This is a genomic window from Bosea sp. Tri-49 (assembly GCF_003952665.1).
Taxonomy (GTDB): domain Bacteria; phylum Pseudomonadota; class Alphaproteobacteria; order Rhizobiales; family Beijerinckiaceae; genus Allobosea.
In genome coordinates, this window is record NZ_CP017946.1 from 4,409,710 (window position 1) to 4,424,382 (window position 14,673).

General features: G+C 66.2%; 15 protein-coding genes. 11 read left to right on the forward strand and 4 right to left on the reverse strand.

Going from position 1 to position 14,673, the window contains the following annotated elements:
* Positions 1-115 precede the first annotated feature (115 nt).
* The 6 genes from miaB (at position 116) to BLM15_RS21365 (ending at position 6,431) form a co-directional block, all read left to right on the forward strand.
* The gene (gene miaB, locus BLM15_RS21340) at positions 116-1,471 is read left to right on the forward strand and encodes a tRNA (N6-isopentenyl adenosine(37)-C2)-methylthiotransferase MiaB (RefSeq protein WP_126114641.1); all 1,356 of its coding nucleotides are present in this window, start codon (positions 116-118) and stop codon (positions 1,469-1,471) included.
* Positions 1,472-1,562: 91 nt separating this feature from the next.
* Complete coding sequence (locus BLM15_RS21345) at positions 1,563-2,720, forward strand: PhoH family protein (protein ID WP_126114642.1); 1,158 nt, start codon at positions 1,563-1,565, stop codon at positions 2,718-2,720.
* Between the two features lie 116 nt (positions 2,721-2,836).
* A complete protein-coding gene (ybeY, locus tag BLM15_RS21350) occupies positions 2,837-3,319 on the forward strand; it encodes an rRNA maturation RNase YbeY (RefSeq protein ID WP_236846371.1) in 483 nt (160 codons plus the stop codon).
* Entirely contained in the window at positions 3,316-4,308 is a 993-nt protein-coding gene (locus tag BLM15_RS21355; protein WP_126114644.1) for a hemolysin family protein, read from the forward strand. Before ybeY ends, BLM15_RS21355 begins: the two co-directional genes overlap by 4 nt.
* Positions 4,305-5,903 carry an apolipoprotein N-acyltransferase gene (gene lnt / locus BLM15_RS21360; protein WP_126114645.1) on the forward strand — a complete coding sequence of 533 codons (1,599 nt, stop codon included), beginning with the start codon at positions 4,305-4,307 and terminating at the stop codon, positions 5,901-5,903. The genes BLM15_RS21355 and lnt overlap by 4 nt, the downstream gene beginning before the upstream one ends.
* A 108-nt stretch (positions 5,904-6,011) precedes the next feature.
* Complete coding sequence (locus tag BLM15_RS21365) at positions 6,012-6,431, forward strand: helix-turn-helix domain-containing protein (protein ID WP_126116286.1); 420 nt, start codon at positions 6,012-6,014, stop codon at positions 6,429-6,431.
* Positions 6,432-6,532: 101 nt separating this feature from the next.
* Here BLM15_RS21365 and BLM15_RS21370 read toward each other — a convergent pair whose 3' ends face one another.
* From BLM15_RS21370 to BLM15_RS21380, 3 genes are all read right to left on the reverse strand, one after another.
* A complete protein-coding gene (locus BLM15_RS21370) occupies positions 6,533-6,820 on the reverse strand; it encodes a hypothetical protein (RefSeq protein WP_126114646.1) in 288 nt (95 codons plus the stop codon).
* Positions 6,813-7,457 carry an acyl-homoserine-lactone synthase gene (locus BLM15_RS21375; RefSeq protein ID WP_164547601.1) on the reverse strand — a complete coding sequence of 215 codons (645 nt, stop codon included), beginning with the start codon at positions 7,455-7,457 and terminating at the stop codon, positions 6,813-6,815. Before BLM15_RS21375 ends, BLM15_RS21370 begins: the two co-directional genes overlap by 8 nt.
* Before the next feature lie 91 nt (positions 7,458-7,548).
* Positions 7,549-8,280, reverse strand: a complete 732-nt coding sequence (locus BLM15_RS21380) for a LuxR family transcriptional regulator (RefSeq protein WP_126114648.1) — start codon at positions 8,278-8,280, stop codon at positions 7,549-7,551.
* 147 nt (positions 8,281-8,427) lie between these two features.
* Between BLM15_RS21380 and BLM15_RS21385 the strand changes: the two genes are divergently transcribed.
* The 3 genes from BLM15_RS21385 to trmB all read left to right on the forward strand — a co-directional run bounded on the left by BLM15_RS21385 (position 8,428) and on the right by trmB (position 10,983).
* Positions 8,428-8,841, forward strand: a complete 414-nt coding sequence (locus BLM15_RS21385; protein ID WP_126114649.1) for a helix-turn-helix domain-containing protein — start codon at positions 8,428-8,430, stop codon at positions 8,839-8,841.
* Positions 8,842-8,999: 158 nt separating this feature from the next.
* Complete coding sequence (gene metK / locus BLM15_RS21390; RefSeq protein ID WP_126114650.1) at positions 9,000-10,205, forward strand: methionine adenosyltransferase; 1,206 nt, start codon at positions 9,000-9,002, stop codon at positions 10,203-10,205.
* Positions 10,206-10,287: 82 nt separating this feature from the next.
* Positions 10,288-10,983, forward strand: coding sequence for a tRNA (guanine(46)-N(7))-methyltransferase TrmB (gene trmB, locus BLM15_RS21395; RefSeq protein WP_126114651.1), 696 nt, complete (start codon positions 10,288-10,290; stop codon positions 10,981-10,983).
* On the opposite strand, the gene BLM15_RS21400 is transcribed toward trmB, so the two are convergent.
* Positions 10,931-12,046, reverse strand: coding sequence for a DUF2336 domain-containing protein (locus BLM15_RS21400; RefSeq protein WP_126114652.1), 1,116 nt, complete (start codon positions 12,044-12,046; stop codon positions 10,931-10,933). The two genes, trmB and BLM15_RS21400, sit on opposite strands and share 53 nt — an antisense overlap.
* A 310-nt stretch (positions 12,047-12,356) precedes the next feature.
* Between BLM15_RS21400 and rimP the strand changes: the two genes are divergently transcribed.
* Complete coding sequence (rimP, locus tag BLM15_RS21405) at positions 12,357-13,055, forward strand: ribosome maturation factor RimP (protein ID WP_126114653.1); 699 nt, start codon at positions 12,357-12,359, stop codon at positions 13,053-13,055.
* A gap of 5 nt (positions 13,056-13,060) precedes the next feature.
* On the forward strand, positions 13,061-14,656 hold the full coding sequence (gene nusA / locus BLM15_RS21410) for a transcription termination factor NusA (protein ID WP_126114654.1): 1,596 nt from the start codon (positions 13,061-13,063) through the stop codon (positions 14,654-14,656).
* Positions 14,657-14,673: the final 17 nt, after the last annotated feature.

Genomic DNA, 14,673 nt, shown 5'->3' on the forward strand with positions numbered 1-14,673 from the left:
ATCGGCTGCGGACTGTTGCGGCCCGGATATTGCGTGTCGACCAGCGACGGCGATATGATTCCCATGGTCGGGGCGATTGGGATAAGGAGACGCGGTTGAGGCCGGATCAGCGTTGATGAAGAAAGTCCACATCAAGTCCTATGGCTGCCAGATGAACGTCTATGACGGCCAGCGCATGGCCGACGTCCTGGGCCAGGAGGGCTATGTCGAGACTGCGACGCCCGACGACGCCGACCTCATCCTGCTGAATACCTGCCATATCCGCGAGCGCGCGGCGCACAAGGTCTACACCGAGCTCGGCAAGCTGCGCGACCTGAAGCGTGAGCGGAAGGCGGAAGGGCGCGAGACCACGCTCGTCGTCGCCGGCTGCGTCGCCCAGGCGGAAGGGGCCGAGATTCAGCGCCGCCAGCCGGCCGTCGACCTCGTCATCGGCCCGCAGACCTATCACCGCCTGCCCGAATTACTGGCGCAGGCGAAAAGCGGCCGCGTCGTCGATACGGAGCTGCCGCCGGAGGACAAGTTCGATCACCTGCCGGCGCCGAAGCCAGCGGCGATCGTGGCCCGCGGCGTCTCGGCCTTCGTCACCGTGCAGGAAGGTTGCGACAAGTTCTGCGCCTTCTGCGTCGTGCCCTATACGCGCGGCGCCGAGTTCTCGCGCCCGGTCGCCCAGGTGCTGGCCGAAGTCGAGCGGTTGGCGCAAGCCGGCGTGCAGGACGTCTCGCTGCTCGGCCAGAACGTCAACGCCTATCATGGCGATGGCCCCGATGGCCGGGTCTGGACGCTAGCGCGCTTGATGCGGCGTATCGCCGAGGTGCCGGGCATCGCCCGCATCCGCTATACGACCAGCCATCCGCGCGACATGGACGAGGACTTGATCGGCCTCCATCGCGACCTGCCGCAGGCGATGCCGTTCCTGCACCTGCCGGTGCAGGCCGGGTCCGACCGGATACTTGCCGCAATGAACCGCAAGCATACCGGCAACGAGTATCGTCGCCTGATCGACAGGATTCGCGAGGCGCGGCCGGATATCGCCCTCTCCTCCGACTTCATTGTCGGCTTCCCGGGCGAGAGCGATGCCGATTTCGAGGAGACGCTGCGCCTGATCGCCGATGTGCGCTTCGCCTCCGCCTATTCGTTCAAGTACTCGCCGCGCCCCGGCACGCCGGCGGCAGAGCTCGCCCACCAGATCCCGCTCGCGGTGATGGACGAGCGGCTGCACCGGCTGCAGGCTCTGGTCGAGGAACACCGGCAGGACTTCAACCACGCCATGGTCGGCCGCACCGTCGAGATCCTGATCGAGCGCACAGGCCGGCATCCCGGCCAGCTCGCCGGCAAGACGCCCTATATGCAGGCCGTGCAAATCGAGAATACGACGCATCGCATCGGCGACCGTGTACTGGTCGAGATCGAGCGCGCCGGCTCGAATTCGCTGTTTGGCCGCGCGGTGGAGCGGCCGGGTTTGGCTGCTTGAAGAAGGTTGGGGTGCGTAGCGTCAGGATAGCGTCGGCGTTGCGGTGAAGACTTTTTGACTGCGCCTGTCCGACTCATTCCCAATGGAGACAATGGCATTGGCCCAGGCCGATCAATTCAATCCGAAAGCCGAGCGCGGCCCACGCCGCGACGAAGCGCTGACGCGCGAAGGCCTGCCCGGCGCTGAAGTCGAGCTCACCTTCGACAACAACCAGACCGCTGGCCTGGTCTTCGGCCATTACGACCAGAATCTGGCGCATCTGGAACGGCGCCTCGGCGTCGTCGTCAGCCCGAACGGCAACCACGTCACCATCAAGGGCCCGCGCGAGACCGCCGAGCAGGCGAGCCGCGTGCTGCGGACCCTCTATGCCCGTGCCAAGACCGGTGCGGCCGTCAATCTCGGTGAGGTCGACGGCGCGATCGAGGAGAGCAATGTGCAGCGCTCGTTGTTTCCCTCCGATAACGCCGGCAAGGCCGCCTTCGACGCGGTGGTGACACGCAAGCGCGGCCCGGTTCGGGCCCGCAACGCGGCGCAGGACGCTTATCTGCGCCAGCTCAAGCGCCACGAGCTCGTGCTTGCCGAGGGTCCCGCCGGCACCGGCAAGACCTGGCTCGCGGTCGGCCACGCCGTCTCGCTGATCGAGCAGGGCGTGGTCGAGCGCATGGTGCTGTCGCGGCCGGCCGTCGAGGCCGGCGAGCGACTCGGCTTCCTGCCTGGCGACATGCGCGAGAAGGTCGATCCCTATCTCCGGCCGATCTACGATGCGCTCAATGACTTCATGGAGCCGCGCCATGTCGAGCGCGCTTTGCAGACCGGTATGATCGAGATCGCCCCGCTTGCCTTCATGCGCGGGCGGACGCTGACCAACGCCGTCGTCCTGCTCGACGAGGCGCAGAATGCCACCTCGGTGCAGATGAAGATGTTCCTCACCCGCCTGGGCGAGGGCTCGCGCATGATCATCACCGGCGACCCCTCGCAGGTCGACTTGCCGCCGGGCCAGCGCTCGGGCCTGGTCGAAGCGGTCCGGCTCCTGTCCGGCGTCGAGGGGGTTGGACATGCCCGCTTCGAAGAAGGCGACGTGGTGCGCCACGAGCTCGTGCGCCGCATCGTCATGGCCTATGAGGACGCCTCCCGGAGGGAGCGCGACGAGCGTGAAGCCCGCCTCGCCGCCTTGCCTGCACCGGACGCGCCCGTAGAGGGTGATGCCGATGGGCTGAAGCGCATGCTGTCGCGGGAGCGGCCGCGATGAACGACCGACCTCGATCGCGGCGCGCGGCGCCGCGAACCGGGACATCGGAGCCCGCCATAAGCGGGCCTTCGCTCGATATCCGTACCCAGTCGCGGCGGTGGCGCGAGGTCGCAGATTTGCGGCCTCGTATCGCCGCCGCCATCGAGGCGGGGCTGGCGCTCGCGCCGGTCAAGACCCTGCCGGGCGCAGAGCTCAGCCTGCTCCTGACCGACGACAAGCGCATCCGCATCGTCAACCGCGACTGGCGCGGCTTCGACAAGGCGACCAACGTGCTCTCCTTCCCGGCCGCGCCGCCGGAGAAGATCGCCTCCAGCCCGATCATCGGCGACATCGTGCTCGCCTTCGAGACGGTCGCCCACGAGGCTGAAGCCGAGGAGAAATCCTTCGGCGACCACCTCAGCCATCTCGTTATCCACGGCCTGCTGCATCTCGTCGGCGAAGACCATGAGACCGAGGAGCAGGCGCAGCGCATGGAGGCGCTCGAGACCGCGGCGCTCGCCCGGCTCGGCATTGCCGACCCCTATGCCGGCTCGGACCCCGAACCGATTGAACCTCGCCCGAAGACCGTGAAAAACCCGAGCCCCCAGCCTGCGTCATGAGCGACGACACCCGATCCACTTCATCGTCGGAACCGACCGGCCGCGGGCTGTCACACTGGCTCGGCCAGTTCCTCGACAAACTCGGCCTGCGCCATGGCGGCTCGATCCGCGAGGACATCACCGAGGCGCTCGCGCAGAACAGCGGTCAGATTACCGACCTCTCCCCGCAAGAGCGGGCGATGCTCTCGAACGTGCTGAGCCTGCGCGAGCGGCGCGTCGCCGATGTGATGGTGCCGCGCGCCGACATCATCGCGGTCTCGTCGGAGGCGACGCTCGGCGATCTGCTCGCGCTGTTCCGTACCGCCGGCCATTCGCGCCTGCCGGTCTATGGCGAGACGCTCGACGACCCCCGCGGGATGATTCACATCCGTGACTTCCTCGATTTCATCGCCGCCCGCGCCAAGCCGGGCCGGAGAGCGCGCGGCGAAGCGGAGGTCAATGCCGGGCCGAGTCTGGGGGCCATCGACCTGTCGATGACGCTGGCCCAGGCCAAGATCCTACGGCCGGTGCTCTACGTGCCGCCGTCCATGCCGGCGGTCGACCTTCTGGTCAGGATGCAGGCGACGCGCACCCATATCGCCCTGGTGATCGACGAATACGGCGGCACCGACGGGCTGATCTCGATCGAGGATCTGGTCGAGATCGTCGTCGGCGACATCGAGGACGAGCATGATCTCGACGAAGCTCCGGCGATCGCACCCGCCGGCGAGAACCGCTTCATCGCCGATGCCCGCGCCACGCTCGACGAGCTGAAACAGGCAACGGGGATCGATCTGTCGAGTGCCGAGGTCGCCGAAGAGGTCGACACGCTCGGCGGGCTGATCGTGACATTGGCCGGCCGCGTGCCGGTGCGAGGCGAATTGATCAAGGGCCCGGAAGAACTCGAATTCGAGGTGCTCGACGCCGATCCGCGTCGGGTCAAGCGCCTGCGGATCCATCGCCGCGACCCCGTCACCGCCGAACCGCCAGCAACGCCGGACGCTGCATGACAAGCCTGCCGGCGCTGGCCGACCGCGTCATCCTCGCCTGGGGCTGGCCGCGCAGACTGATCGCGCTCCTTTGCGGAGCCTGCGGGGCGCTGGCGCTGGCGCCGCTCGACCTCTGGCCACTCGTGGTCGTGCCGATGACGGCCGCAGTCTGGCTGATAGACGGCTCGGTCGCCGAGAGCCGCCGCGGCCGCCTCTGGGCGGCTGCGACGGCGGGCTGGTGGTGGGGCTTCGGTTACCACCTCGCCGGCTTATGGTGGCTGGGTGCCGCCTTCCTGGTCGAGGCCGACAAATTCGCCTGGGCGATGCCGCTCGGCGTCGTGGCGCTCCCCGCCTTCCTGGCGCTCTTCCCGGCATTCGGCTTCGTGCTGGCGCGCGCGATTTGGCCGACCGGCGCCGGCCGCATCCTGGTGCTGGCCGCCATGCTGGCCGTGAGCGAATGGCTGCGCGGCCATATCCTCACAGGCTTCCCCTGGAACGTCTACGGCATGATGCTGGCCGGCCCCGCCTGGTTCGCCCAGAGCGCCAGCCTGATCGGGCTCTACGGACTGACGGCGCTCGCGGTCGCGATCGGCGCGGCGCCGGCAGTGCTCGGGACAAGCGAGGAGGGTGTGGCGCGCTGGCGGGCTCCGATCCTGGCTGTCGCCATGCTCGCGGTCATGGCCGGCTTCGGCGCCTGGCGGATTCCCAGCGAGCCGGTCGCGGCGGTCAGCGGTGTGAAGCTGCGCCTGATGCAGCCGAACCTGCCGCAAGATGCGAAGTTCAGCCCACGCAACAGCGAGATGATCCTGTCGCACTACCTCGCGCTGAGCGATCGCGCGACCAGCCCGGCGACGACGGGCGTGCAGGACGTCACGCATCTGATCTGGCCCGAATCGGCCTTCCCTTTCCTGCTCGGGCGCACGCCGCAGGCATTGGCACGGATCGCCGCCTTGTTGCCTCCGAACGCGACGTTGATCACGGGCGCCGCCCGCGCCGGCGAAACCTTGCCCGGCGAGAGCCGGCCGCCGATCTACAACTCGATCCAGGTGGTGAATGACGAGGGCGTGATCACCGGCAGCTACGACAAGGTGCATCTGGTGCCGTTCGGCGAGTACCTGCCGCCTTTCCTCGACCGGTTGATCCGCGCTGTTGGCCTTTCGGAGTTCGTCTCGGTTCCCGGTGGCTTCGCTTCGGGCAGCCGGCGCACGCCTTTGCCGATCCGCGGTCTGCCACCAGCCGCCGCACTGATCTGCTATGAGGTGATCTTTCCTGGCGAAGCGATGCCGAGCGGTCCACGACCGGGCTTCATCCTCAACCTGACCAATGATGGCTGGTTCGGACAGACGAGCGGGCCCTATCAGCATCTCGCCCAGGCGCGCCTGCGCGCCATCGAGGAGGGGCTGCCGCTGGTGCGCGTCGCCAATACCGGAATCTCGGCGGTCGTCGATCACTATGGGCGAATCCGCGCGGCCCTGCCCCTCGGCGAGACCGGCGTCCTCGACACTTCACTGCCCCGAGTGGGGCCGGCCACGCCCTATTCCCGCTTCGGCGATGTTTTCTTTGCAGGTGTAGTTGCCAGCTCAATGCTCGCTGGAGTATTAATGCGGAGACGGTGATCCCATTTGGAACTTTCTTCCGGGAAGGCCGCCGAACAGTCGGCCGTACCGGGCCTTCAGCGGGCCGCCGACAGGTCTGAACGAAGAACAGCAAAGGGGCCTGCGAGAATGCTGAAGAAAGTACCCAACCCGATCGATCGCCATGTCGGCAGCCGCGTCCGCATGCGTCGCATGCTTGCCGGTGTCAGCCAGGAAAGGCTCGGGGAAGCGCTCGGCCTGACCTTTCAGCAAGTGCAGAAATACGAGAAGGGCACCAATCGGATCAGTGCCAGCCGCCTGCAGCAGATCTCGAAGATGCTGGGCGTTCCGGTTGCATTCTTCTTCGACGGGGCTCCGAACGACGACACGATGGAAAGCGGGTTCGCCGATGCGTCCGCCACGACCTATGTCGCCGACTTCCTCGCCACCAGCGAGGGCGTGCAGCTGACCAAGGCTTTCGTGCGCATCAAGAACCCGCGCGTGCGCCGGCGTATCGTCGATCTGGTCGACTCGCTCGCCGACACCCCGGCCGAGACTATCGAGCAATAGTGCTCGGTTACGCGGAACGCGGTAGTGGACCGGTCAGGCCGAGATGACCTGACCGGTAAATCTGCCTTGCACAGTCGGCTCGAGATCGTTGCCGACCTGCTTCAGTGCAGAACCGGCGCCATATCTTGCGTCAAGACAAGCGTGCTCCGGTTGACCCGCTGTAGCTGCGGATTGGGATTCACCAACAGGAAATCCCGGAGCTTCACCTGATCCGGCTCCGACATGGAGAGAATCTGGACGGCGAGCCAGAGTTCGTCCGGCAGGTCCATGCGGTAGGCGACATCAACCAATTCCTGATGAACGGGCCGATTGCGCAGGAGGTTGGTCAGCAATCCCAGCGCATATTCGATCTTGTCACGGCTACTGCCGGTATCATGCTGGTTAGCCATGCGAGATCCTCCGCTCGCCCGGCGCCTGCTTCGCGGCGCGGCGCGGCGCGATGACGGGCGCATCGATGTCCTTGAAGGCGAGCGTCCGGCGATAGGCCGCCTCGTTTACCGTGATGATCGTGCCGACGCAGTTCATGCCGTCGATCATAGTCGGCAAGCCAAGCGGCCGGACCTCCCAGCCCAGCTCCAGGAAACGCGGCATCCACCAGGTCTCCATCACCACCGTGATCGCGGCGATGTCATTGGCCAGGCAATACTCAAACATGCCGGCGAGGACAGTGTGCAGCACCTTGCTGTCGCCACCGCGCCGGTCCGGCACGACGAAGATGCGCGTCCACTCGACGATGTCGCTGCCGCGCTGAAGCCCGCGCACATCGGCCAGGAAAGGAAATACATCCGCCATCAGATGCGGACCCAGCGTCGGGACGAGTCTGGTGCCGCCGATCACGCGCCCGTTCTCGATCGCGAGCAGATAAGTCGCGTCCTCGGTGTCGAACTGGTCGACCTCCCGACCATCGGACCGCTCGAGCGCCATCCATTTGCGCTCGCCGACATAGATCTGGTGCCGAATCCTGAAATGCTGCTCGACTTCGGCCCCGTAGAGATGCCGATTGCCGGCATCGACAACATGGATCATCGCCGCCTCCCCCATTCTTGAGGGATGCAAGCTGGCTCCTTTCAGGTTTCATGGGTATTCCGGAATTCCGGAAGAAGCGGTCGAATTCGCGCTAGATGCTGATCTCGCCGCGGCGATAGGCTTCGATGACAGTGCGCGTGCGTCCGCGCACGCCAAGCTTCCGGGCGGCGTTTTCGAAATGCGCCTCCGCCGTTCCGGCCGAAACGCCGAGGCGTTCCGCGACGCCCTCGGTCGTCTTGCCGGTCGCGAACCAAGTCAGGACCTCGCGCTCGCGGACGGTCAGGACGTGATCGAGACGCGCCGGTCGCAAGCAATCCGCCGCTTTGCCATGCGCGTAGATCGACATCAGATGGATGGCCGAGCGGGCCTGGCGCGACAAGTCCGGCCGATCACCCGCCATGGTGACGACGGCCTGGAAGCCGGATTCGCCATGGATCGGCACGCAGAAGCCTTCGACCATGTTAAAGTCGCGCGCCCGATGCATCACCTCGCGCTGGCGAGCAGATGCCTCATCCTCCTGATAGACGTCGCCCCAGGCGAAGGGATCGATCGTCGTCTTGCAATAGGCCGCGATCGGATCCCAATCCGAGAACGATCTTTCCAGATAGAGTTCGAACCAGCCCGGCGGCCAGCCATTGAGGAGGACGAGCGGATCGATCCGGTCCCCGATCTCCGGTAGCCCGGTGATCAGGAAGGCGTGGAAGCCATAGCCTGCAAGCTTGTCGCGCAGAGCGCCGACGACCGCGGTCGGATCGGTGAGAGTGCTCAGCCGGTCGATGAAATCGAGCGCGTCCCGTCCCGCGTTGAAATGCCGTCCCGACATGTCCCGCCTTCCCTGACGATGCCAGTTTCGGCCTAGAGCGGCCAAGAATCAACGCATACCAACGAACACCCGTCTATTTCCTGAAAGAGGCGGCGGTGGACGCGAGATCGGAAGTGCGGTTGAGTGTGTCAACGAGGTGAACGGCCCATGCTGAAGAAACTCCCGAACCCGATCGATCGCCATGTCGGCAGCCGTGTGCGCATGCAGCGCATGCTGGCGGGAATCAGCCAGGAAAAGCTCGGCGAGGCGCTCGGCCTAACCTTTCAGCAGGTCCAGAAATACGAAAAGGGCACCAATCGCATCAGTGCCAGCCGCCTGCAGCAGATCGCCAAGATGCTGGGCGTGCCCGTCGCTTTCTTCTTCGAGGGTGCGCCAACTGGAGAGGTGACCGCCGGCGGCTTCACCGATGCGGCCGCCACTGCCTATGTCGCCGACTTCCTGGCCACGAGCGAGGGCATACAGCTGTCGAAGGCGTTCGTGCGCATCAAGAGCCCGCGCGTGCGTCGACGGGTCATCGACTTGGTCGAAGCTCTGGCGCATGACTCCGGGGAAATTGCCTGATTCCGCTTTTTTTTGTTCGCCTCAACGAACGAAATGTCGGTGAAAAGAATTTCTTGCCTTGACGGCGAACCTTTCCGCTGCAAAAGACGCTGCGCTTTTTTATTTGCACCCGGCTATCCGCCGGCGTCGCATCGCAGCCTGGGAAGGATCCCCCAACCGTGTCCCGCCAGAACTATCTCTTCACCAGCGAATCCGTCTCCGAAGGTCATCCGGACAAGGTCTGCGACCGGATCTCCGACGAGATCGTCGATCTGTTCTTCAAGGAAGCGATCAAGGCTGGCCATGATCCGGCGCAGGTGCGCGTCGCCGCCGAGACGCTTGCGACCACCAACCGTATCGTCATTGCCGGTGAGGTCCGCACCCATCTCGACGAGAAGCAGATCAAGTCGAAGGTGAAGTCGGCGGCACGTAAGGCGGTCCGCGCGATCGGTTACGAGCAGGACGGCTTCCACTGGAAGAAGGCGAAGATCGACGTGCTGCTGCACCCGCAGTCAGCCGACATCGCCATGGGTGTCGACGAAGGCAACAACAAGGATGTCGGCGCCGGCGACCAGGGCATCATGTTCGGCTATGCCTGCCGTGAGACGCCGGAACTGATGGCGGCTCCGATCTACTACGCCCACAAGATCCTCGAGGTCCTCGCCAAGGCCCGCCATGCCGGCGAAGGCGCCGCGGCCAAGCTCGGCCCCGACGCCAAGAGCCAGGTCACGGTCAAGTACGAGAACGGCAAGCCAGTGGGCGTCACCCAGATCGTGCTTTCGACCCAGCATCTCGACGAGAAGCTGTCCTCGGCCGATGTCCGCAAGATCGTCGAGCCCTATATCCGTCAGACCCTGCCTGATGGCTGGATCTCGAAGGACACCGTCTGGCACGTCAATCCGACCGGCAAGTTCGTGATCGGCGGCCCCGACGGCGACGCCGGCCTGACCGGCCGCAAGATCATCGTCGACACCTATGGCGGCGCGGCTCCGCATGGCGGCGGCGCCTTCTCGGGCAAGGATCCGACCAAGGTCGACCGCTCGGCGGCCTACGCGGCGCGCTACCTCGCCAAGAATGTCGTCGCCGCCAAGCTCGCCGACCGCTGCACGATCCAGCTCTCCTACGCCATCGGCGTCGCCAAGCCGCTGTCGATCTATGTCGACCTGCACGGCACCGGCAAGGTCGACGAGGCCCGGCTCGAGGGCGTGCTCGGCGAGGTCATGGACCTGACGCCGCGCGGTATCCGTACCCATCTCGGCCTCAACAAGCCGATCTACGCCAAGTCGGCAGCCTATGGCCATTTCGGCCGCAAGGCCGGTCGCGACGGCAGCTTCTCCTGGGAGAAGACCGATCTGGTCGATGCGCTGAAGAAGGCCGTCGCCTGATCCAGCCGTCACCGCATGAATCGAGGCCGGGGCAACACCCCGGCCTTTTTCTTTTTTCCCGCGCGCCGTAAAGGCGTCCCTCATGACAGCAGACCAGCACGATTCAGAACGGGCCTTCTTCGGCCGGCGCAAGGGCAAGGGGCTGCGCCAGGGCCAGGCCGAGCGCATCGCCGAGACCCTGCCGGCGCTCCGCCTGCCTGAAGGACCGATCCCGGATCTGGGAGTGCTTTTCCCCGTTCCCGTCGAGGCAGTCCGACTTGAGATCGGCTTCGGCGGCGGCGAGCATCTCCTGTCCCGTATGCGCGAGAGCCCGCAGATCGGCTTCATCGGCGTCGAACCCTTCGTCAACGGCATGGCCAAGTTCCTGGCCGTGATCGAGCAGGAGGGCCTGCGCAACATCCGGCTCTGGGACGGCGATGCCGCGCTGCTCCTGCCGCTGCTACCGGCCGGGAGCATCGACGCGGCTGATCTGCTCTATCCGGACCCCTGGCCCAAGCGCCGTCAGCGCAAGCGCCGCTTCGTCTCCGAGCGGACACTGGCGCTGCTCGCCAGGGTTCTGCGGCCGGGTGGCCGCTTCCGCTTCGCCAGCGATATCGACGACTATGTCGGCTGGACACTAGCGCGGCTCATCGTTTCGCCCGATTTCGATTGGGCCGACGAAAGCGCCGAGGACTGGCGCCGGCCCTATCCCGGCTGGGTCCGCACGCGCTACGAGGCCAAGGCGGTCAAGGCCGGGCGGGTGCCGAGCTATCTGACTGCGCACCGTCGCGCATCCTGAGGAAGCCAAGCACGCGCTGGGCCGTCGTCGGCGTGAGGTTGCGGAAGCTCTGGCGGGCCCGCTCCAGCAGTGCCGTCGATTTGCCATCGCCCTTGCGCAGACCGATCAGCGCCTTGGTCGTTTCCCAGGACCAGCCCATGCCGCGCGCCACCAGCAGAACGGCGTCTCGATCCGGGCCAAACACGATCTGCTCGGTCGCCGGCAGGGTCAGGCGAGCCAGAGTGGCGACGCCGCAGATGGCGTGCTCCACTGCGCCGGACGTCGCATATTGCGCGATCACGGATTCGTCGAGCTTGGCGGCCTCGTCGAGGGCCTTGACGTCGGCCAGTGCTTTACCGAACCGGCCGAGCTCGTCCCCGATGGTCGCCTGGACCGAGACGGCCTCGGCGCCGCGTTCGACCGCGCCGGCGACCGCACCCGCCAAAGACGGCTCGAGCGAAGCTTCGAGCCGGCGGCGGACCGAGCTCTTGGCCGCAGCCATCAGCTGTTCGGCGAGATCGGCCGGGATGTCGGCGCGGGCGCCGAGCGTCGCCTGCAGGGCATCGTCCTGAGCAGCCCGCATGACCAGGACGCCCATGCCATGCCGCGAGAAGCGAGCGCTCTGGTTGGCAGCGACGGCATGCGTCACGACACGACCGCCGCGCAGGATCAGGAAATCGGTGACCGGCTCGCCGAGATCGGGACGCTCGGTGATGGCGAGCATGTGATCGCGCCCCTTCGCCGCCGCGACGGCGACGAGATCATGGTCACTGAGGCGGGCCGAGCCGACGAGAACCGGTCGAGCGACCGCGATCTCGTCGAGGGCGAGCTGGCGGACGACGCCGCTCGGTGCGTTGGGGACGGGCGCCAGCCGCTCCGCCAGTTCGATGCGCGCCCTGATCTCAATCGCACGCGCGAGGCGGCCGATGACCACATCGAAGACGCCGACCTGGTCCTCGCCCATATTGTGGGCCGTGCTGAGGAAGAGATCGGTCAGCCGCGCCAGGATCGTGGCGCGCTCGCTGTTCGAGCCGCGCGCCATCGTCGTCTCGAGATCGCGCAGCAATGTACCGACAGGACTCATCACGCAACCTCGCGACACACCATCCCTGTGTCGTAACAGCGAAGAATGACCAGTGGGTTAGCGGGATCGCCGCAATCGCGGAGACGCTTGCAAGATCGTCGAAACAGGACTAGATAGCGGCCAACAGCTCTGGTTTCGGTGTAAGCCGGCGATCAAGAGCGGGCCCACCGGCCCGCTCTTTTTTATTGGCCGAACCCTTCCACGAGCCTGGAGCCGGATCCAATCAGGTTGGAACAACCTGATTGGTGAATCCGCCTCTAAACTTTTGCTAGAGAACGCGCGCGCCGCGGGAGATGGGCGAGCCATACGGATGGGCGAGCAGAACAGCCAGGATCAGGAAGCGCGGATCGTCGTCGAGAGCGGCGTCGCTGCGCGCGTTGCCACGATCATCGAGCCGGCGATCATGGATCTCGGCTACCGGCTGGTGCGCGTGCGCGTCACCGCCCAGAACGGCTGCACCGTCCAGATCATGGCCGAGCTGCCCGACGGCACCATGAACGTCGAAGGTTGCGAGGCCGTGAGCCAGGCGGTTTCGCCGGCGCTCGATGTCGACGATCCGATCCAGGCGGCGTATCATCTGGAAGTGTCGTCGCCAGGCATCGACCGGCCGCTGGTCAGGCCCAGCGACTTCGAGCGCTGGGCCGGCCATCTGACCAAGATCGAGACCAGCGAGCCCCATGCCGGCCGCAAGCGCTTCCGTGGCATCTTGCGCGGTGCCAGTGGCACCGATGCCCTGCTGACGCGTGACGACGCCAAAGCGGAGGAGGATCGCGATGTCGCGATCCCGATGCGGCTGATCGTCGAGGCGCGTCTGATGCTGACCGACGCGCTCATCACTGAATCGCTCAGGCGCGGCAAATCCGGCCTGGCGCCGCAGATGCCGCCCGCCGACGAGATCGCCCAACCCGCGCCCGGGCGCGGCAAGTCGCTCGGCCCCCGCGACCCCAAGGCCCGCAAGCCGGGCAAGGGCCGCAAGGGACCGGTGCAGAACACACAGGAAGAGGAGTGAGCGCCATGGCTGTGAGCGCCAACCGGCTCGAGCTGTTGCAGATCGCCGAGGCGGTCGCCCGTGAGAAGTCGATCGACCGCCAGATCGTGATCGACGCGATGCAGGACGCGATCGCCAAGGCGGCGCGCTCCCGCTACGGCGCTGAGACCGACGTCCATGCCGAGATCAACACGAAATCGGGCGAGCTCAGGCTGGCGCGCCATCTCCAGGTCGTCGATCTCGTCGAGAACGGCGCAGTCGAGATCACGGTCGATGAGGCCAAGCGCCACAACCCGGCCGCTCAGGTCGGCGATGTGATCGCCGACCCGCTGCCGCCCTTCGACTTCGGCCGCATCGCTGCCCAGTCGGCCAAGCAGGTCATCGTGCAGAAGGTGCGCGAGGCCGAGCGTGACCGGCAGTACGACGAGTACAAGGACCGAATCGGCGAGATCGTCAACGGTGCGGTCAAGCGCGTCGAGTATGGCAATGTCTTCGTCGATCTCGGCCGCGGCGAGGCGATCATTCGCCGCGACGAGATGATCCCGCGCGAGACCTTCAAGGTCGGCGACCGCGCCCGCGCCTATGTCTACGATGTGCGCCGCGAGCCGCGCGGCCCGCAGATCTTCCTGTCGCGCACCCATCCGCAGTTCATGGCCAAGCTGTTCGGCCAGGAAGTGCCGGAAATCTATGACGGGATCGTCGAAGTGAAGGCCGTCGCCCGCGATCCGGGCTCGCGCGCCAAGATCGCGGTGATATCACGCGATTCCTCGATCGACCCGGTCGGCGCCTGCGTCGGCATGCGCGGCTCGCGCGTGCAGGCCGTGGTCGGCGAGCTGCAAGGTGAGAAGATCGACATCATCCCGTGGTCGCCCGATGTCGCGACCTTCGTCGTCAACGCGCTGCAGCCGGCCGAGGTCGCCAAGGTCGTGCTCGACGAGGAAGCCGACAAGATCGAGGTCGTCGTGCCGGACGAGCAACTCTCGCTCGCCATCGGCCGCCGCGGCCAGAACGTCCGCCTCGCCTCGCAGCTCACCGGCTGGGATATCGACATCCTGACCGAAGCCGAGGAATCGGAGCGCCGCCAGAAGGAATTCCTGCAGCGCACCGAGCTGTTCATGAACGCGCTCAACGTCGACGAGACGGTCGGCCAGCTGCTCGCCTCGGAAGGCTTCCGCTCGGTCGAGGAGGTCGCCTATGTTGAGCCGACCGAGCTGTCCTCGATCGAGGGTTTCGACGAGGACACCGCTGCCGAGATTCAGAACCGCGCCCAGGAGTATCTTGCCGCGATCGAGGCCGAGTTCGACGAGAAGCGCAAGGCGCTCGGTGTCGAAGACGAGCTGCGTGAGATCGAGGGTATCACCACCGCGATGATGGTGGCGCTCGGTGAGAACGATGTGAAGAACGTCGAGGATCTCGCTGGCTGTGCCACCGACGATCTCGTCGGCTGGACCGAGCGCAAGGATGGCGAGAGCACCCGTCATGCCGGCTATCTCGACGGCTTCGACCTGTCGCGGCAAGACGCCGAGGCGATCGTGATGGCGGCGCGCATCAAGGCGGGCTGGGTCGAGGCACCGGAGCCCGATGCCGAGATCGAAGCTGAGGCCGAGGAGTCGCAGGCCTGAACCCCGAACGGCGCGAG